This window comes from Streptomyces sp. NBC_01235 (genome assembly GCF_035989285.1).
In the GTDB taxonomy this organism is placed as follows: Bacteria; Actinomycetota; Actinomycetes; order Streptomycetales; family Streptomycetaceae; genus Streptomyces.
This window is the reverse complement of the sequence record NZ_CP108513.1, coordinates 9528545-9547444: the sequence shown is the minus strand read 5'-3', so window position 1 is coordinate 9547444 and position 18900 is coordinate 9528545. Positions and strand designations below refer to the sequence as shown.

Genomic DNA, 18900 nt, shown 5'->3' with positions numbered 1-18900 from the left:
TCGGGTCACCTCCGGGTCGCCGTGCGGCTGACCCACAGATTGATCAGGACGGCGCCGAGGAGCATCACGCCGAGGAAGGCCTTGAACCAGTCGGGGTTCCAGCCGGCGTAGACGATGCCCTGCTGCACCATGCCGAACATGAACGCGCCGAAGACCGGGCCGATCGCGCTGCCGGCGCCGCCGGTCAGCAGACAGCCGCCGATCACCGCCGCGGAGATGTAGATCAACTCCTGGCCGACGCCCTCGCCGGACTGCACGGTGTTGAACGTGAACAACTGGTGCATGCCGACGAACCAGGCACCGAAGCCGACCAGCATGAACAGCGAGATCTTCGTGAAGGCCACGGGCACGCCGACCGCCCGCGCGCTCTCCTTGTTGCCGCCGACCGCGAAGATCCAGTTGCCGTACTTCGTGCGCAGCAGCACCCAGGTGGCGATGGCCGCGAAGACCAGCCAGTACACGATGGTGATCTTCACCTGGACGCCGCCGACGTCGAAGGACGACGCGAAGACCTTCCTGGCCTGGCCGAAGCCGTCCATGTCGCTGATGTCGTCGGTGGCCACGTTGGTGGTCACCAGCTTGGTCACCGCGAGGTTGACGCCCTGCAGGATCAGGAAGGTGCCCAGGGTGATCAGGAAGCTCGGCAGTCCGGTCTTGACCACCATCCAGCCGTTGAAGAAGCCGACGGCGAGGGACACCAGGAGCGCGACGACCACACCGACCCAGACGTTCATGGTCAGTTGGTAGCTGAGCATGCTCGCGGTGAGCGCCGAGGTGATGACGGCGACACCGGCCGAGAGGTCGAACTCGCCGCCGATCATCAGCAGCGCGACCGGCAGGGCCATGATCCCGATCGTCGACGACTGGTACAGGATGTTGGCCATCGAGCTGCCGTCACGCACCGGCGGCGCGGTGATCAGGAAGAACACGTACACCGCGACGGCACCGAGGAACACGCCCACCTCGGGGCGCGCCAACAGCCGTATGGCCAGGGAACGTCGAGCGGTCCGGCCGTCGCTGTCCTTGCGGCCGGGGGCCGGCGGTGTGGTCACCGCCGGCTCGGCATGCTGGGTCATGCTCATCACCGGGTGCCCTTCGCGGCGAACGAGGCGACCGCGTCGACGTTGGACTTGTCCACGAAGGCGGGGCCCGTCAGCACCGGCTGCTCACCGCCGCCCATGTAGTTGCCGTTGTTCTTGTAGAGCCACAGCGAGTCGATCGCCAGGTAGCCCTGGAGGTAGGGCTGCTGGTCGACGGCAAACTGGATCGTGCCCTTGCTGATGGCGCTCGTCAGGTCCTTGTTGAGGTCGAAGGTCGCGATCTTGGCCTTGCTGCCCGCGTCGGACGCGGACTGCACCGCGGTCAGCGCGAACGGGGCTCCGAGGGTGACGACGTAGTCGATGGCCTTGTCCTGGCTCAGCTTGGCGGTGATCGTCGACTTCACCGACGGCATGTCCGTGCCGTTGACGTAGAGGGTCTCCGTCGTGCCCGAGAACGTCTTCTTCACGCCGGCACAACGCTGGGTGAGGCCGATGTTGCCCTGCTCCTGGATGACACAGACGGCCTTCTTGGCGCCTTCGGAGTTGAGCCGGTTGCCGAGGGCCTCGCCGGCCACGGTCTCGTCCTGGCCGAAGAACTCCATCAGACCGAGGTTCTTCCACTCGCTGACACCGGAGTTGAGGCCGACCACGGGTATCTTCGCGGCCTTCGCCTTGGCGACGACGTCCTTCAGGGCATCCGGCTTGGCGAGGGTGACCGCGATGCCGTCGACCTTCTGGTCGATGGCGTTCTGGATCAGGGTGGCCTGGTTGCCGGCGTTCGGGTCGGCGGAGTAGACGAGCTTGACGTTGTCCTTGGCCGCGGCGGCCTCGGCGCCCTTGCGGACGATGTCCCAGAAGGTGTCACCGGGCGACTGGTGGGTCACCAGGGCGACGGTCATCTGCGGTGTGCTCGCCTTGCCCGCGGAAGCGCCGTCCGCGCTCTCCTCGGACTTCTTTCCGCCGGAGCTGCTGGAGCAGCCCGCGAGGGTCAGGGCCACCGCCGCGGCCATGGCCACGACCGGGGCGATTCTGCGCGAGCGGGAGGGAGAAGAGCTGTCCATCTTTCCTGCACCTCACTGTGCTACGGGGAAAACGACGGGGAAGGAGAGGGCGATCGCAAGGATCCGAGGCCCGTTTCTACTCAGATTGGGGCCATGGAGCCAGGTCCGCGACTGTTCAGGAATCGCGGACCCGGCCCGTGCGCTGCTGGGACCGGATCCAATCCCTTGACGAGCTCACTGTCAATACTTTGTTAAGACATCATTTCACGAGCAGGTCCGAATGTAAGAACAAACCCTTGACATTGCGGGCCCCCTGGACCTACACCTGGGAGACGCCGGGCCCCCCGACCACCGTGAGGAGCGTCGCGCATGGCTGAGTCAGTCCAGCCCCTGGACCTGATCACGATGGGTCGCATCGGAGTCGATCTCTACCCCCCGCGAACGGGTGTACCCCTCGCACGGGCCGAGACATTCGAAAAGTTCTTCGGCGACGGCGTCACCGACGTGGCGGTCGCGGCCACCCGTCTTGGCCGTACCGCTGCCGTGCTCACCCGCGCCGACGACCTGGACTTCTTCGCCCTGCGCGCGGCCCGGGTCCTGTGGATCAACGGCACCGCGCTGGGCGCGGAACCCGCCCGCTCGGCCACGCTGGCCGCCCTCAAGGTGCGCGACCGGGCGGCCATCACGGTCTTCGACCTCGACCTGCGTCCGGCGTCCCGGCCGGACCCCGGGGACGGCCGCCCCTACTACGCCGAGGCGCTGCGGCACGCGACGGTCGCGGTCGGCGACCTCGACGCCTGCGAGATCGCCACCGGAGTGCGCGAACCCCGCGCCTGCGCCGAGGAGTTGCTCGCGGCAGGCGTGGAGCTGGCCGTCGTCCGACAGGGCCGCGCGGGCGGTGTCCTCGCCGTGCACCGGGACGGCACGAGCGCCGAGGCGGCCGCCCGGCCGGTCGAGGCCGTCAACGGCGTGGGTGCGGCCGGGGCGTTCGGCGGCTGCCTGGTCCACGGGCTGCTGTCCGGCTGGGAGTTGAGACGGATCGTGCGCTACGCCGAGGCGGCCGGCTCTCTCGTCGCCACCCGTCCCGAACACGACTGCGCGATGCCCACCCAGGCCGAGGTCGAGGAGCTCCTCGCACACCACTGACCGGCTCCCGTCCGCTCCCGCCCCACCCCACCCCACCGAACCGAGGAGGTGCCCCGATGGCGAAGACCAGCGACCGCTCCCGTGCCGTGCCCGGCTCCGCGCTCGACGTGCTGCACTTCGCGCTGGACCGCACCAGCCCGGTGCCGCTCTACTACCAGCTCGCCCAGCAGCTGGAGGCGGCGATCGAGCACGGCGCGCTCGCCCCCGGCAACCTCCTGGGCAACGAGATCGACCTCTCGACCCGCCTGGGCCTGTCCCGCCCGACGGTCCGCCAGGCCATCCAGTCGCTGGTCGACAAGGGCCTGCTGGTACGGCGGCGGGGAGTCGGCACGCAGGTCGTGCACAGCCAGGTGAAACGGCCGCTGGAACTGTCCAGCCTCTACGACGACCTGGAGGCGGCCGGGCAGGGGCCCACCACGCACGTCGTACGCAACGAGCACGTGCCGGCGACCGCCGATGTGGCCGCCGCGCTCGGCATCGCGGAGGGCAGCGAGGTCACGCTCCTGCAGCGGCTGCGCGCCACGCACGGGCAGCCGGTGGCGTTCCTGTGCAACTACCTGCCCCCGGCGCTCCTGGACCTCGACACGGAGCGCCTGGAGTCGACAGGTCTGTACCGGCTGCTGCGCTCGGCGGGCATCACCCTGCACAGCGCCCGCCAGACCATCGGCGCCCGCTCCGCCACCGCCGAGGAGGCCGCCCTCCTCACGGAGAAGGAGGGGGCGGCCCTGCTCACCATGCAGCGCACGGCCTACGACGACACCGGCCGGCCGGTCGAGTACGGAACGCACATCTACCGGGCGTCCCGCTACGCGTTCGACTTCCAACTGCTGGTCAGACCCTAGGCACGCAGCTCTAGCGCGGCGCCATCCGCAGCGCGCCGTCCATGCGGATGGTCTCGCCGTTGAGGTAGTCGTGGTCGACGATCGCCAGGGCGAGCCTGGCGTACTCCTCGGGCCGGGCCAGCCGGCGCGGGAAGGGCACGCCGGCCGCGAGTCCGGCGCGGAACTCCTCCGACACGGTCGCCAGCATCGGCGTCTCCACGATGCCCGGGGCGATGGTGCACACCCGGATGCCGTACTGCGCGAGGTCGCGGGCGGCGGGCAGGGTCAGGCCGACGACCCCGCCCTTGGAGGACGCGTAGGCGGCCTGGCCGACCTGGCCGTCGTATGCGGCGATGGAGGCGGTGTTGACGATGACGCCCCGCTGGCCGTTCTCGTCGGCCTCGGTCGCGGCGATGGCCTCGGAGGCGAGCGCGAGCACGTTGAAGGTGCCGATCAGGTTGATCTGGATCACCTTGGCGTACAGGCCCAGGTCGTGGACGCCCTTCTTGCCGAGGATCCGCGCCGACGGCCCGATGCCCGCGCAGTTGACGACCGTCCGCAGCGGGACGCCGGACCCCGCCGCGGTGGCGACGGCGGCGCCCACCTGCCCGGGGTCGGTGACGTCGGCGGGCACGTAGGTCACGCCGGGCACCTCGAGTGCCTTGTCGATGCCGTCCTTGAGGTCGAGGGCGAAGACCCGGGCACCGCGCTCCGCGAGAGCCTTCGCGGTGGCCGCGCCGAGGCCGGACGCACCGCCGGTGACAAGGGCGGCGGTGTTGTCGAGCTGCATCATCACTCCTTGCCGAGGACGGTGAGCACACCGCCCTCGTCACGGTCCAGCGCACGGGAGATGATCATGCGCTGGATCTGGTTGGTTCCTTCGAAGATCTGCATGACCTTGGCCTCGCGCATATAGCGCTCCACCGGGAAGTCACGTGTGTACCCGTACCCCCCGAGGACCTGCACGGCGTCCGTGGTCACCTTCATGGCATTGTCCGTGGCCACGAGTTTGGCGATCGACGCCTCCCGTGTGAAGGGCAGGCCGAGGTCCTTCAACCGCGCGGCGGACAGGGCGGTGGCCCGCGCCGACTCGATCGCGGCGCCCATGTCGGCCAGCACGAACGCCAGGCCCTGGTGCTCGATGATCGGCTTGCCGAACGTCTCCCGCTCACGCGCGTAGCGCACCGCGTGGTCGAGGGCTCCCTGGGCGAGGCCGGTGGCGACGGCCGAGATGCCCAGACGGCCGCAGTCGAGGGAGGCGAGCGCGATCTTCAGGCCCTGCCCCTCCTCCCCTATCCGGCGCTCGACGGGCACCCGGACGTCCTCCAGCCGCATGGTGGCGGTCGCCGAGCCCGTCAGGCCCATCTTCCGCTCCGGCGGGTCGGCGCTGAGCCCGGTGGTGCCTGCCGGAACCAGGAAGCAGGAGATGCCGTGCGCGCGGTCGTCGGAGGTGCGGGCCATGACCGTGTAGAAGTCGGCGTAACCGCCGTGCGTGGTCCAGGCCTTGGTGCCGTTCAGAACGTACTCGTCGCCCTCGCGGACCGCGCGGGTGAGCATGGCCGCCGGGTCGGAGCCGGCGTGCGGCTCGGACAGGCAGTACGCGCCGAGCAGCTCTCCGCCGAGCATGTCCGGCAGCCACCTGCGCCGCTGCTCCTCGGTTCCGAAGCGGGCCAGCGGGAAGCAGGACAGGGCGTGCACGGAGATGCCCACGGCGACGCTCGACCAGACCGCGGCGACCTCCTCCAGCACCTGGAGGTAGACCTCGTAGGGCTGACCCGCCCCGCCGTCCTCCTCGGCGAAGGGAAGCCCGAGCAGGCCGCTGCGCCCGAGGGTGCGGAAGACGTCCCGGGGGAACGCTCCGTCCGCCTCCGCGTCGATGACCCGGGGTGCGAGTTCCTTGGCGGCGAGGGTGCGGGTGAGCTGGATGAGCTCGACGGCTTCCTCGGTCGGCAGGGCGCGAGTGGCAGGCATGGTGACCTCCACGTAGGAGTACAGGCGAGTACTGGGAATGATACTGGAGTGCGTACGAACGTATCATTCACAGTACGGCAAGAAGGTGCGGGGCGGCACTCCGCCACCGGCCGGGTGTCAGGAACCGGGTGTCAGGAACCGGGTGTCAGGAAGAAACGGCGTGCACGATCAGCGAGGCGAGCTGTTCGTAGGCCTCCGCGTCGGTCAGCCCGGTGCGGGCCTGGAGCTCGCCCTGCTGGATCTGCCGCATGGTCGCGGCGGCGACCTCGCCGACGAACGCGGTGTGCACCTCGCGGAAGGCGCCGTCCGAGACACCCTCCGCGATCAGCCGGCGCACCCGCTCCGCGGCCATCCGCGTGTTGGCCTCGTACACCTCACGGGCGGGCGGGAAGTCCGCCACGTCGTCGAGGAACCGGCGCGAGAGCGGGCGCAGTTGTTCGGCCACGGCGGTCAGGTACACGCGGACCCGGTCCGAGGGGTCGTCCGTCTGCGCCACCCGCTTCTCGACGGCCTCGGTCGCCCCGCGGAAGTAGTGCTTGACCGCCTCCACGACCAGCCCCTGCTTGCTGCGGGCGAGCTGGTACAGGGTCGTCTTGGAGCAGCGCAGCCGCTCGGCGAGGTCGTCCAGGGTGAGGTCCGAGAAGCCCTCCGCCGTCAGCAGCGCGACAAGGCGTTCCAGCAGGTCGGCCTGTCTGGCGGTGCGGCGGGGGGACGGCATGATCCCAGCCTAGCCTCCCTGGTTACTCTCCGGTCACTCCCCGGTCGTCAGTGCGCGGCGTCCAGCCGGGAGCGCTGGTCCCCGGTCAGCTCCAGGTCGACGGCGGCCAGGTTCTCCTCCAGCTGCGCCACCGACGACGCCCCGGCCAGCGGGACGATCGCCGGTTCCCCGCCCAACTGCCAGGCCAGCACGACCTGGTTGACGCTCGCGCCGGTCTCCCGGGCGACCTCGCGCAGGACGGCGAGGCGGGCCGGGGTTCCCGGGTGGTCGTAGTCCGGCGGCAGCGGCCGGTCCCGGCGGGTGTACGCGCCCTTGAGCAGCGGGGAGTACGCGACAAGGGTCAGGCCGGGCTCCGCCCGCAGATAGCCGAGGAGTTCCGGGCCGGCGTGTCCGAGGCTGCCGTCGGGAAAGAGGTCGTCGGGGATGTCGGTGCGCGGGCGCAGGTGGCTGTGCTGGTACTGGAGCACCTCGTAGCCGGGCAGTCCGGCCGCGGCGGCCAGGGCGCGGGCCCGCTCCACCCGCCACATGGCCTGGTTGCTCACCCCGAGCAGGCCGACCGTGCCCTCCGCGACGAGCTCGGCGAAGCCCTCGACGGTCTCGCGCTGCGGGACGGCGTGGTCGTCGATGTGCGCGTAGAGCAGGTCCAGCTTCTCGACGCCGAGCCGGTCCCGGCTGCGTTCGGCGGACTCGCGGATCACCTTCGCCGAGAGACCCTCCGCGTTGTCCGTGTAGCCGGTACCGGGGGCCAGGGGGCGGGCGCCGAGCTTGGTGGCGAAGACGATCTCGTCACCGACGCCCCGGCTGCGCCGCCACCGGCCGAGCAGCTCCTCGCTCTGGCCGCCCTGGCCGCCGTCGGTCCAGAAGGCGTAGTTGTCGGACGTGTCGACGAAGTTCCCGCCGGCCTCGACGTACCGGTCGAGTATCGCGAAGGACGTCGCCTCGTCCGTCACCGAGCCGAACAGCATCGCCCCGAGCGCGAGCACGCTGACCTCGCGGCGGGTGGCCGGGTCGGCGCCTATCGTGCGGTACTTCATGGTGGATCCTCCCGTTCGGCCGGTGTCGGTCCGTCCTCTCCGGCCCGAAAGGGAGTCTTCCGCTTGAAGCGCACTTCAGGGCAAGCGCTTTACCTCATCCGGTGCCGCTCACCCCTCCGTTCGACCAGCCCGCCGCCCGCCGCCCGCCTTGCAGTCTCGTCGGGGTCCGGTATCGGATGACCGTCCCGTCGACGGTGCGACGGCGTACTGGCCCTGCCGGGCCGCCGACGGCGGACCACGGGTGAGCGAACCGACCGATGCCTTCGCCCACCGAGGCATCGGGACCGGCGACCGGACGGCGGGAGGGCAGCCACGCCCACCAGGTCCTCCTGGGACCCGGCGGGCCGCTTCGCCCCGGCCTTCCATGACGCTCTCCGGCGACCCTTGACTCTGGGACGCGCCGGGGAGGACAGTTGGATTTACGACGTATATATACCTCGTAAGACACAGGAGCGTCCCGCTATGGCGTGGAGCGAACCGTCCTCGGCTCCCTCCGGGAGGAAGCGCCGATCTGTGTCGTTTCCGGACGGTGACGTCCCCCGGCTCGGCGGAACTCCCGGCGGCGCCCGGCCGGACACGGTCCGGCCGGAGCGGGGACCCAAGACCGCGCCGTCCACGGTCCTCGTCACCGGCGGGGCCGGCTTCATCGGCAGCCACGCCTGCGTGGCCCTGCTGGACCACGGCTACGAGTTGATCGTGGTGGACGACTACTCCAACAGCACACCCCAGGTCCTCTCCCGCGTGGAACGGCTGGCCGGCCGCTTCGTCGGCGCCGTCTACGAACTGGACATCCGTGATCGCCGCTCCCTCTCGGCCGCCTTCGACCGACACTCTGTGGACGCCGTCGTGCACTTCGCCGCGCACAAGGCCGTGGGCAGGTCGACACGGATGCCCGTCCAGTACTACGACTCCATCGTCGGCGGCACCACCACCCTGCTGCGGACCATGCACGAGCACGGGGTGCACCAGCTCGTGTACGCCTCGTCCTGCTCCGTCTACGGCGACGCCGGAGGCAGGCCGCTGACGGAGACCACCCCCGCGCGGCCCACCAGTCCCTACGCAGCCGCCAAGTGGATCTGCGAACAGATGCTCGCCGACGTCTGCCGCCGCTGCCCGGAATACACCGTGCTGTGCCTGCGGTCCGGCAACTCGGCCGGTGCCCACTCCAGCGGACTGCTCGGCGAGGACCCCCGCGGCACACCGGACAACCTGATGCCGCACATGGCTCAGGTGGCCGTCGGCCGCCACAGCCGCCTCCCCGTTTTCGGTGGCGACTACCCCACGCACGACGGCACCGCGGTCCGTGGCTACCTCCACGTCATGGACACCGTCGAGGCACACCGCGTCGCGCTCGACCATCTAGCCGACGGACCGGGCATGCACGTGTACAACCTGGGTGCCGGCAAGGGCAGTTCGGTCCTCGATGTCGTCGCCGCGTTCTCCCGGGCATGCGGCAGACCCGTTCCGTACGAGGTCATGCCCCGCCGCCCCGGCGACGTCGCCGAAGTCGTCGCCGACGCGACCGCCGTGGAGCGCGCCTGGGGCTGGCGCCCCAAGCGGAACCTCGCCGACATGTGCCGGGACTCCTGGCACTTCCAGCGGCTCAACCCGCATGGCTACGCGGGCTCCGCACGGCGGCCGGAGAGGGAGGAGTGGTACGACCCGTAGGACGAGCAGCCGTCGGTTACGTGCGCCGCCCCCGTCCGGGGAGACCGCGTGAGGAGATGCAAGGGACACGCATGGGTGCCTATGCTCTATACGAAGAGCACAAGTTGATGCTCCGAGGCAGCCCCCGGTGTCCTCCGCCCAGGGGAGGCGCTTGCTCTTGCTGCTGTCCCATCGGCTGATGGCCGCCTATGTCGCGCTGGTCGGCGTGTTTACCTCCCTGTACATGACCTTCCCTGAGCTGCGTTCTCCGCTCTGGGCTGTCATCGGGCTGGGAGGTGGCGTCGCCGTCGCCACCGGTGTCCACGTCCACCGGCCCGCGCACCGCCGGCCGTGGTGGATGCTCGCTGCCGGGCTGCTGGCCTTCGCCGCGGGCGACGCCTTCTACCACGTGCGGGAGACGTACTTCCACGCCTCCCAGTCGTTCCCGTCGCCGTCGGACGCCTGCTACCTCGCCGTCTACCCGCTCGTCGCCACGGGGCTCTTCGGCCTGGTCCGGCACCGCCGGGCGGACCGCGACCTGTCCAGCCTGCTGGACGCACTGATCGTCACAGCCGGGCTCGCCCTGCCTGTGTGGGTCTACCTGGCAGAGCCCTCCGCCGAGCTGGAGGGCCTGACCTGGCAGCAGCGGGCGATCAGCATCGCCTACCCGCTGGGCGACGTTCTGGTGCTGGCGCTGCTGGTCCGGCTGCTCACCCCCCGCCCCGTGTCCGGCCGCAACGGCGCCGTACGACTGCTCGCCCTGGGCACCCTCACCCTGCTCTGCTTCGACATCGCCTACGGGATCCTCCACCTCAACGGCAGGTGGCAGGCCGGCACGCCCCTGGAAGCGGGGGGGATCGTCTTCTGCACCGCGTACGGGCTGGCCGCTCTGCACCCCTCCATGGCGGAGCTGACCGCGCCGGAGTCCCCGGCCCAGTCCCTGTCCTCGTCCCTGTTGCCGCCCTGGCGCCGACTGCTGCTGCTCACCGGGGCCACGCTGATCGCGCCCACGGTCCTGGTCCACGAGAAACTCGTCGGCAACGTGGACGACGCGTCGGTGGTGGCCGCCTTCTCCGCCGTGCTGTTCCTGTTGGTGATCCTGCGGCTGGCCGTGATGGTCGTGGCGCATCGCAAGATCGTCGTGCGGGAACGGGAACTGCGCACGGCGTCCGCCTCCCTGGTGGCGGCAGTCTGGCCGGAGGACGTAGCGCGCGCCTGCGACACCGCGGTCAGTGCGTTGTTCGGGCCGAACGTCCGGCACGCCACCATGCTCCTGCCGGGCCGGGACGCACAGTCGCTGTACACGCGCCTCGGCTCCACCGGCACCGAGCAACGGGACGTCACCCAGAGCGCCGCATCTCCCCGGGACGGGCCTGCCGACTCCGCCCGCTACCGCGACGTCATGGTTCCCGTCGCCGCCCTCGTCCCGGACATCACCGACCGGCTCGAGGGGCTGCCCATGGCGCTGCTCTGTCCCTTGGTCCAGCCGGCCCGCCCGGTCGGCGGCGAGCTTCCGGGCGTGCTGGTGGCGGCGGGACCCGAGCGTCAGCTCACCGAGATACGCGACTCGCTGGGGATCCTCGCCTCGCACGCGGGGCTGGCGACGGAACGCCTCGCCCTCCGGCAGGAGATCATCCACAAGGAGAGCGAGGCGTACTTCCGCACCCTGGTGCACAACGCCTCGGACGTCATCCTCATCGTCAACGAGGACACGACCGTCCGCTACGCCAGTCCGTCGGCGCGTGCCGTGTTCGGCCGCGTCGAGCTGATCGGTTCGCGGCTGCGGGAACTGGTGGACCCCCGGGACCGGGGCCGGGTGGACCGGACCGTGACGGCTCTGGTGAGCGACGGGCAACAGGAAGTCCACGACAACTGGTGGGTGACCCCGGCCACGGAGGACACGGAGGACACCGAGGGAACGGACCGCATCGAGGTGGACGTGAGATGCCGTGATCTGCGGCACGACATCACCGTGGGCGGTCTGGTCGTCACACTCCGGGACGTCACCGAACAGCGCAGGCTGGAGCACGAACTCACCCAACGGGCCTTCCACGACTCCCTGACCGGGCTGCCCAACCGGACCCTGCTGCTGGAGCGGACCGAGCGCGCACTGCTGCGCGCCCGCCGGGATCCGGCCGTCACCTGTCTGCTCTTCATCGACCTGGACGACTTCAAGAACGTCAACGACACGCTGGGCCACTCGGTCGGCGACCGGCTCCTGGGCGCCGTGGGCGAGCGTCTGTCGAGGATGCTGCGCCGCAGCGACACCGCCGCCCGGCTGGGCGGCGACGAGTTCGCGGTACTGATGGAGGACGTGAAGCAGCCCCTCGACGCCGAACTCCTGGCCGCGCAGGTGATCCAGACACTCAATCAGCCCTTCCAACTGGCCAGCGACTCGGTGAGCGTCTCGGCCAGCGTGGGTGTGGCCACCGCCAGGGACAGCACGGACGCGGAAGAGCTGCTGGCGCTCGCCGATCTGGCCCTGTACGCGGCCAAGGCCGCCGGGAAGCGCCAGTGGCGCCGCTTCCGGCCCCAGCAGCGCGTCCGCATGGTGGAGCGCCACGAACTCCAGGCGCGGCTGAACGACGCGGTCAACAGAGGGGAGTTCGCCCTGCGCTACCAGCCGGTGGTGGACATCACCGCAGGTGACGTCGTCGGCTTCGAGGCCCTGGTCCGCTGGCCGCACTTGCGGTACGGCATGGTCCCGCCGGACCAGTTCATCCCACTCGCCGAGGAGAGCGGGCAGATCTCACCCCTGGGCGCCTGGGTGCTGCATCACGCCACAGCCGACATCGCGTGGTTGCAGCGCAGCGCCCAGCGGTCGCCGGCGCCGTACGTCAGCGTCAACGTGTCCGCCCGGCAGTGGCACGGCACGGAGTTCTACGACGAGGTGTGCAGCGCTCTCGCCACCCCCGGTCTCGTCCCGGGCACGCTGCTGTTGGAAATCACCGAGTCGGTGCTCATGCAGCGGGACACAGAGATCGACGCGCTTGTCCTGGCGCTGAAGGACCTAGGGGTACGCATCGCGGTCGACGACTTCGGCAGCGGATTCTCGTCGCTGCGCTACCTCAGGGAGTTCCCCGTCGACGTACTCAAGATCGACAAGACGTTCATCGACGACATCACGCGCAATGCCCGGCAGGTGGCGCTCGTCGAGGGAATCATCCGCCTCGCCGACACACTCGGCCTCGAGGTGATCGCCGAGGGCATCGAGGAGCCGGCACAGCAAGAGGTGTTGGCAGACATCGGGTGCCGGTTCGGGCAGGGGTACCTTTACGCGCAGCCGATGACGGTGGAGCAGGGCGAGGCCGTGCTGCGCCGGAAGGGCGGAGAACGGGCGTCGCCTCGGGACTGAGGCCTCGGGACTGGGAAGGACCACGACCGCGCACCTGCCCCGGCTTCGCCCGGGACCCCGCGATCATGGACGCCGTCGAGCCCGCCGTCCGGCAGTACCCGGGTCAACGCCGGTCCGACGCCGACGCTGAGCGGCATCTTCAAGGCCCGGCCTCACCCCCCGCCGACCAGGAACGACCTAGAGTCGACACAGGCGCAGCACGACACGGCCCGACCGTTGGAGGCAGGACATGGCCAAGGAGCAGGCCGAGGCACGGGGCAAGGACGTGGACCCCGCGCCGGCGCGCCGGGCCAGTGACCGCGGCCGCTACGGCCGGCTGAGCCGGGAACGCGTCCTGGCCAGCGCTCTGGAACTGGTGGACCGGGAGGGCCTGAGCGCGCTGAGCATGCGCCGGCTGGGCGCCGAGCTCGGCGTGGAGGCCATGGCGCTCTACCGGTACGCGGCGAGCAAGGACGCCCTGCTGGACGGACTGGTCGAGGCGCTGTACCTCGAGCTGGAGGAACGGCTGGCCGCCGAGCCCGAGCCCGAGGCCTCCGCCGCCGCCGCCGCCGACGCGCCTGCGTGGCGCACCGGACTCCATCGCGTCGCACGGACGATGTACGACGTCTGCCTCACTCATCCTCAGGCGGTACCGCTGCTGGCCACGCGCATGCTGGCCGTTCCGCTGGCGCAGCGCCCCGCTGCCGTCCTCAGGAACCACGAGCGCTTGCTCGCTCTGCTGCTGGAGGCCGGGTTCGACGAGGCCACCACCGCCGCCGTCTTCCGTGCCTTCACCGCCTGGCTGCTGGGCTATGTGTCCGTGGAGCTGCAGCCGATGGTGGACAACCCCGAAGAGCCCGACCCCGCGTTCCGCCTCGGCCTGCACCGCATGTCGCCCCAGGAACTGCCCAGACTCCGTCAGGCCGCCCCGGCCCTCGCCGAGCCGGGCGGGCTCGAGGGATTGACCGCCGGGCTGGACGCCCTGCTCGACCGTCTCACCCGGGCGGACCGCAGGGAGCAATAGCGCCCGCTCTGAAGCGGTGAACCGCTCCGGGTCCGACGGAGGCTCGACCATCAGGGCCGCCGCGCACTGCGTCGTAGGGTCGGCGCGCTCTGCGCATCGGCGTTGTCAGGGACGTCGTCGGCTCCCCGCTCCGGATCTTCGCGGGAGCCCGCAGCCACGCCGTGCCACCGTCGACCGCACCGGGCGCCCCATCACGCACGACGGCACCCCGACCGCACTCACTTCACACCGGCGCGGGCCAGACACGGCAGGCCCAGGGAGACCGTCATGGCGGCAAGCAGGCCCGCCGTACACGGCACCCAAAAGCCACGCCGTGCCACCGTCGACCGCGCCGGGCGCCCCATCACGCACGGCGGCACCCCGACCGCACTCACTTCACACCGGCGCGGGCCAGACACGGCAGGCCCAGAGAGACCGTCATGGCAGCAAGCAGGCCCGCCGTACACGGCACCCAGTAGCCTGCCGAGGCCTCCGCCGCATCGACCACCCACCCGGCCGCGGCGTAGCCCAGCGCCACCCCGGCGGAGAGGCCTGAGACGATCCAGGTGATGCTCTCGGTGAGCCGGGCGGCCGGCGCCAGGTGGCCCACCAGCCCCATCGTGGTGATCAGGACCGGCGCGATGGACATGCCCGCCATGAAGAGCATCCCCGCCAGCACCGCGAGACCCGGCGCGAACAGCAGCGGAGCCATCGTCACCACCATCGCACAGACGCTGACCAGCAACCGCCGCGTGATCGCCCCCCGCGGCCTGATCGCGCCGAAGACCGCGCCCGCCAGGCCCGAGCCCAGCGCGTACACGCCCAGCAGCAGGCCGGAGAGCGCCTTGTGGTGGTGTGCGTCGGCGAACGCCACCGTCACGACCTCCACCGAACCGTAGGACGCGCCCACCCACGTCGCCGTCAGCACCGACAGGCCGAGCCCCGGAATGCGCAGCGCGCTTCCCCCGCCGCGTTGCGGCTCGGTGCACACCGGCGGTTCCGTACGCCCCTGGGCGGCGAACAGCAGGACACCGACGGCGAGCAGGACCGCGGCCGTCAGCGGTCCGGCCTCGGCGCCGACCCTGGAAGACAGCGTGATCGTCAGGATCGGGCCGACGACGTAGACCACCTCGTCGAGCACCGACTCCAGCGAGTACGCGGTGTGCAGCAGCCGCGGTGACTCCCGGTGGATCTCCGCCCAGCGGGACCTGACGAGCGCGCCCATGCTGGGCATGCAGCCCGCTACCGCCGCCGCGACGTACAGCGCCCAGGCCGGAGCGGCGTACCGGGCGCACAGCAGCAGCGCACAGATGGCGGCGACCGTCACGGCCATCGCCGGGAGGACGACCCGGCGCTGGCCATGACGGTCGACCAGCCGGGAGATCTGCGGTCCGATCGGCGCGGTGGCGAGCGCCTGCGTGGCGGAGACCGAGCCGGCGAGCCAGTACTCACCGCCGCGCTGCGACAGCATGATGACGATGCCGACGCCGATCATCGACTGCGGAAGGCGTGAGACGAAGCCTGCGGTGGAGAAGAGCAGACTGCCTGCAGGAGAGAAGATCCGGCGGTAATCGGAGAGCATGGACTCCACGCTCCGTCAGGAGCCGATCGTCGCTGGGCGGATCCGGTCCGGTTACCACATCCTCCTTGTGCTCCATTTTCACGCAGGGCGCGGTACGTCGCGACGCGACGCGGTATCTCGCCCTGCACGTGCGGGAAATGGTGAGCCGAGTTAGCTTGATGGAAGACACGTCGATGTCCCGGCGAGAAGGAGCCCGCACAACGCCGACCGCGTATAGCAGCGATCGTGTTCACAGGCGACCGGAGCCGAGTCCCGGCACCCCGGAGAATTCTCCTTTGCCAGCCCGATCCTACGGGCTTCGCCGCCGTCGCCCGGTGCCGTTCGCCCAGCTCGGCCCACTCGACAAGTGGCCCTCCCAGGAGGTTAGTCGGGATGAAGGCGCGACTGCGAAGCCAGGCCGTGATGGCTACTGTCAGCACATGCATCGTGGTGCTGACGGCGTTCTACTACATATTCCCGGCCCAGCGGCTGATATTCGTCGCCATTGGGGCGACCGGCGTTATCGGTATTGCCCTGGGCATTCTTCTCAATCGCCCCGCTCATCGACTCCCCTGGCTGTTGCTCGCCGCGGGAAACCTTGCCTTCGCCGCGGGCCAGACCGCCCAGATCGTCCTCATCCAGTTGTCCCATGAGCAGATCCCTTTCCCATCGATCGCCGACGGCTTCTATCTCGCGGCATATCCGCTCTATGCGGCCGGGCTGCTGGGCTTCGTGCACTGGCGCACGAGTTGGCGCGACCGCGCGAGCCTCGTCGACGCGCTGACGCTGACAGTCGGCCTGGCGCTGGTGTCGTGGCTCTTCCTCATCGATCCGTACGCCCACCTCGAGGGTCTCACCTGGGTGCAGAAGGCGTTCTCCATCGCCTATCCGCTCGGCGACATCCTCGTACTGGCGATGCTGCTGCGCCTGCTCGCCGGCGGTGGCGGCAAGAGCCGCTCGCTCATGCTGCTCACCGCGGGCACTGTCGGCCTGCTCACAGCCGACGTGGCCTACGGCCTGATTCAACTGAACGGGACCTGGCGCACGGGTACCGCGGTCGATCTCGGCTGGGCCGTCCTGTACGGCGCCTGGGCGGCCGCCGCGCTCGATCCGACCATGCGTTCGCTGACCCAGCCGGTGCCTTGGCGCGCCGAGACCGGCATGGGCCGGCTGAGCCTGCTCACCCTGGCATCGTTGATCGCGCCGGCCATCCTCCTGACGGAGGCGGTGCGCGGCGTGAGTTCCAGCGTCGGCGTCATCGGGGTGTTCTCCGCGGTGCTCTTCCTCCTCGTGCTCTACCGTCTGGCGGGCGTGGTGGCGACCCACCGGCGGGCGGTCGGCCGGGAGAAGGTGCTGCGCAACGCGGTGTCGTCGCTGGGCGGAGCGGGCGATCTGCGGGATGTGGCCGCCGCCGTGCACCGCGTGGTGACGGAGCTGATGTCGCACGGCCCACCGCGTTCCGCGCTGCTCACCGTGCCGGACGACACGCTCTGGTTGAACGGGCCGCACGTCGGCGTACGCGGGCCGCTGTCCGCGCCGGTGACCGCAGCCGTACGGGAACTGATCGCGTCCGGCGAGACAAGTCTGGTGGCCCTCGACGGTGCGGGGCCCGATCTTGCCGCCCGCCTCACGGGCCCGGACGAGGAGCCGACCCGCACCGGCCATGCGCTGGTCTGCCCGCTCACCTCGCAGGATCACCCCTCTGGCGATCCACTGATCGGGGCACTGATCGTGGCCGGGGACGAGCACGAGCTGCTGGTGTTCCGCGACACACTGGCGACTCTCGCTGCGCAGACGGCACTTGCCGTGGCGAGGGTCGCGCTCGCCGAGGAAGTCAACCGGCGCAACAGCGAGATGTACTTCCGCACACTGGTGCAGAACGCCTCCGACGTCATCCTGATCCTCGACGAGGACGACCGGGTCCGTTACGCCAGCCCCTCCGCCGACCAGGTGCTGGGCGTTCCGAACCTGGAGGGCACCCAGCTCATCGATCTGGTGCCGCCGCAGGACAGCCGCGCGGTGGTCGAGACGCTCGGCCGGATACGGAGCCGCGAGTACCAGAGCAGACGCGAGCACTGGCGCATGGTCCGCACCGACCGCGCGACCATCGAGGTCGAGGTGAGATGGAGCGACCTGCGCGAGGAGGCCACCGTCGGCGGGGTGGTGCTCACCCTGCGGGACGTGACCGAGCAGCGCAAGCTCGAACGCGAACTCACCCACCAGGCGTTCCATGACTCGCTCACCGGCCTGGCCAACCGCGTGCTCTTCCAGGAACGGGTCAACCACGCCCTGACGCAGGCTCAGCGCGAGGGCACGGTGGTCGGCGTGCTCTTCGTCGACGTGGACGACTTCAAGGTCGTCAACGACATACACGGCCACGGTGTGGGCGACGAACTCCTGGTCGCGCTGTCGCTCCGGCTGCAGACCACCGTCCGTGCCTCCGACACCGCCGCGCGCATCGGCGGCGACGAGTTCGCACTCCTGGTGGAGGGCTCCGTCACCCCGACGGGCGTGGAGAAGTTCACCGAACACGTGATGACCGTGTTCGCCGAGCCGTTCCGGCTCAGTGTGGGCCCGGTGAGCACGTACGCCAGCGTCGGCGTCGCGACGACGGAGGACAGCATCGACTCGGTCGAACTGCTGACACACGCCGATCTCGCCCTGTACGCGGCGAAGACGGCGGGCAAGCGCCAGTGGCGCAGCTACCACCCGGAGCTGCAGAGCGGCATGGCCGAGCGCGCCAAGTTGCAGGAGGGCCTGGACAGTTCGTCGATCGAGACGTCGTTCATGGTGCTTTACCAGCCCATCGTGGACCTGGCCAGCGGGCGGATCGCCGGCTTCGAGGCGCTCGTTCGCTGGCCCCACTCCACGCGCGGCATGGTGCTGCCGGAGCAGTTCATCACGCTGGCCGAGGAGAGCGGGCAGATCGTCCCGCTCGGCGCCTGGGTGCTTGATCAGGCCGCGGCCGAGGCTGTCCGGTGGGAGGACTCCGTGCTGGACCACGGGACGGCCGACCACAACGCACCCTACGTCAGCGTGAACGTGTCGCCGCGTCAGTTCCGGGACGACGAGTTCCACAACGTGGTCCGGCGCGCCCTGCAATTCTCCGGCATCGACCCGTCGTCTCTCGTATTGGAACTGACCGAGAGTGTGCTGATGTACAACGACGAGCGCATCCTGGCTGAGATGAGTTCGCTCACCGATCTCGGCATCCGCTTCGCGATCGACGATTTCGGAACGGGCTACTCGTCGCTGAGCTATCTGCGTGAGTTCCCGATCTCGATACTCAAGATCGACAAGTCGTTCATCGACCAACTCGGGCGCTCGCCCGAGCAGTACGCTTTGGTCGAGGGCATCACACATCTCGCCGACACACTCGGCCTCACCGTGATCGCCGAAGGAGTGGAGAACGCGAGGCAGCAGGAGTTGCTGATCTCCATGGGCTGCCGACTCGGTCAGGGGTACCTCTTCGCCGAGCCGGTCAGCGCCGCAGAGGCGCAACACCTCGTCCTCGCGCCGCCGCTCGTCCGCCTGGCCGGAGTGCCCGGGGCGCCCGCGGAGGGGAAGCGGTGATGGCGGCGGCCCTCTCCCGCGGGGGGGCGCAGGTCGTGCTCCGCAGGACGC

General features: G+C 70.2%; 13 protein-coding genes. 6 read left to right on the top strand and 7 right to left on the bottom strand.

Annotation, left to right across the window (positions count from 1 at the left end):
• Window positions 1-5: 5 nt before the first annotated feature.
• Together OG289_RS42980 and OG289_RS42975 are read right to left on the bottom strand one after the other, a co-directional pair.
• Window positions 6-1082 carry an ABC transporter permease gene (locus tag OG289_RS42980; protein ID WP_327319423.1) on the bottom strand — a complete coding sequence of 359 codons (1077 nt, stop codon included), beginning with the start codon at window positions 1080-1082 and terminating at the stop codon, window positions 6-8.
• A complete protein-coding gene (locus OG289_RS42975; RefSeq protein WP_327319422.1) occupies window positions 1082-2101 on the bottom strand; it encodes a sugar ABC transporter substrate-binding protein in 1020 nt (339 codons plus the stop codon). Before OG289_RS42975 ends, OG289_RS42980 begins: the two co-directional genes overlap by 1 nt.
• Before the next feature lie 309 nt (window positions 2102-2410).
• Between OG289_RS42975 and OG289_RS42970 the strand changes: the two genes are divergently transcribed.
• The gene (locus OG289_RS42970) at window positions 2411-3187 is read left to right on the top strand and encodes a PfkB family carbohydrate kinase (RefSeq protein ID WP_327319421.1); all 777 of its coding nucleotides are present in this window, start codon (window positions 2411-2413) and stop codon (window positions 3185-3187) included.
• A gap of 56 nt (window positions 3188-3243) precedes the next feature.
• A complete protein-coding gene (locus OG289_RS42965) occupies window positions 3244-4029 on the top strand; it encodes a GntR family transcriptional regulator (protein ID WP_327319420.1) in 786 nt (261 codons plus the stop codon).
• A gap of 10 nt (window positions 4030-4039) precedes the next feature.
• On the opposite strand, the gene OG289_RS42960 is transcribed toward OG289_RS42965, so the two are convergent.
• The 4 genes from OG289_RS42960 to OG289_RS42945 form a co-directional block, all read right to left on the bottom strand.
• Window positions 4040-4798 carry an SDR family NAD(P)-dependent oxidoreductase gene (locus OG289_RS42960; protein ID WP_327320976.1) on the bottom strand — a complete coding sequence of 253 codons (759 nt, stop codon included), beginning with the start codon at window positions 4796-4798 and terminating at the stop codon, window positions 4040-4042.
• A gap of 2 nt (window positions 4799-4800) precedes the next feature.
• Window positions 4801-5979, bottom strand: coding sequence for an acyl-CoA dehydrogenase family protein (locus OG289_RS42955; RefSeq protein WP_327319419.1), 1179 nt, complete (start codon window positions 5977-5979; stop codon window positions 4801-4803).
• A 145-nt stretch (window positions 5980-6124) separates the two neighbouring features.
• A complete protein-coding gene (locus tag OG289_RS42950) occupies window positions 6125-6697 on the bottom strand; it encodes a TetR/AcrR family transcriptional regulator (RefSeq protein ID WP_327319418.1) in 573 nt (190 codons plus the stop codon).
• A gap of 47 nt (window positions 6698-6744) precedes the next feature.
• A complete protein-coding gene (locus OG289_RS42945) occupies window positions 6745-7731 on the bottom strand; it encodes an aldo/keto reductase (RefSeq protein WP_327319417.1) in 987 nt (328 codons plus the stop codon).
• Window positions 7732-8244: 513 nt separating this feature from the next.
• Here OG289_RS42945 and galE point away from each other — a divergent pair.
• The 3 genes from galE to OG289_RS42930 all read left to right on the top strand — a co-directional run bounded on the left by galE (window position 8245) and on the right by OG289_RS42930 (window position 13736).
• On the top strand, window positions 8245-9399 hold the full coding sequence (gene galE, locus OG289_RS42940; RefSeq protein ID WP_327319416.1) for a UDP-glucose 4-epimerase GalE: 1155 nt from the start codon (window positions 8245-8247) through the stop codon (window positions 9397-9399).
• Between the two features lie 157 nt (window positions 9400-9556).
• Entirely contained in the window at window positions 9557-12733 is a 3177-nt protein-coding gene (locus OG289_RS42935) for a putative bifunctional diguanylate cyclase/phosphodiesterase (protein WP_327319415.1), read from the top strand.
• 229 nt (window positions 12734-12962) lie between these two features.
• Window positions 12963-13736 carry a TetR/AcrR family transcriptional regulator gene (locus OG289_RS42930; protein ID WP_327319414.1) on the top strand — a complete coding sequence of 258 codons (774 nt, stop codon included), beginning with the start codon at window positions 12963-12965 and terminating at the stop codon, window positions 13734-13736.
• A gap of 370 nt (window positions 13737-14106) precedes the next feature.
• Here the strand turns inward: OG289_RS42930 and OG289_RS42925 are convergent, their stop codons facing one another.
• Window positions 14107-15297, bottom strand: a complete 1191-nt coding sequence (locus OG289_RS42925) for an MFS transporter (protein ID WP_327319413.1) — start codon at window positions 15295-15297, stop codon at window positions 14107-14109.
• Window positions 15298-15522: 225 nt separating this feature from the next.
• Between OG289_RS42925 and OG289_RS42920 the strand changes: the two genes are divergently transcribed.
• A complete protein-coding gene (locus OG289_RS42920; RefSeq protein WP_327319412.1) occupies window positions 15523-18849 on the top strand; it encodes a putative bifunctional diguanylate cyclase/phosphodiesterase in 3327 nt (1108 codons plus the stop codon).
• Window positions 18850-18900: the final 51 nt, after the last annotated feature.

Excerpts from the sequence above, each read along its gene's own strand:
- OG289_RS42960 (WP_327320976.1), bottom strand. The coding sequence starts at position 4,798 with ATGCAGCTCGACAACACCGCCGCCCTTGTCACCGGCGGTGCGTCCGGC.
- OG289_RS42945 (WP_327319417.1), bottom strand. The coding sequence starts at position 7,731 with ATGAAGTACCGCACGATAGGCGCCGACCCGGCCACCCGCCGCGAGGTC.
- OG289_RS42965 (WP_327319420.1), top strand. The coding sequence starts at position 3,244 with ATGGCGAAGACCAGCGACCGCTCCCGTGCCGTGCCCGGCTCCGCGCTC.
- OG289_RS42980 (WP_327319423.1), bottom strand. The coding sequence starts at position 1,082 with ATGAGCATGACCCAGCATGCCGAGCCGGCGGTGACCACACCGCCGGCC.
- OG289_RS42925 (WP_327319413.1), bottom strand. The coding sequence starts at position 15,297 with ATGCTCTCCGATTACCGCCGGATCTTCTCTCCTGCAGGCAGTCTGCTC.
- OG289_RS42930 (WP_327319414.1), top strand. The coding sequence starts at position 12,963 with ATGGCCAAGGAGCAGGCCGAGGCACGGGGCAAGGACGTGGACCCCGCG.
- OG289_RS42975 (WP_327319422.1), bottom strand. The coding sequence starts at position 2,101 with ATGGACAGCTCTTCTCCCTCCCGCTCGCGCAGAATCGCCCCGGTCGTG.
- OG289_RS42955 (WP_327319419.1), bottom strand. The coding sequence starts at position 5,979 with ATGCCTGCCACTCGCGCCCTGCCGACCGAGGAAGCCGTCGAGCTCATC.
- OG289_RS42950 (WP_327319418.1), bottom strand. The coding sequence starts at position 6,697 with ATGCCGTCCCCCCGCCGCACCGCCAGACAGGCCGACCTGCTGGAACGC.
- OG289_RS42970 (WP_327319421.1), top strand. The coding sequence starts at position 2,411 with ATGGCTGAGTCAGTCCAGCCCCTGGACCTGATCACGATGGGTCGCATC.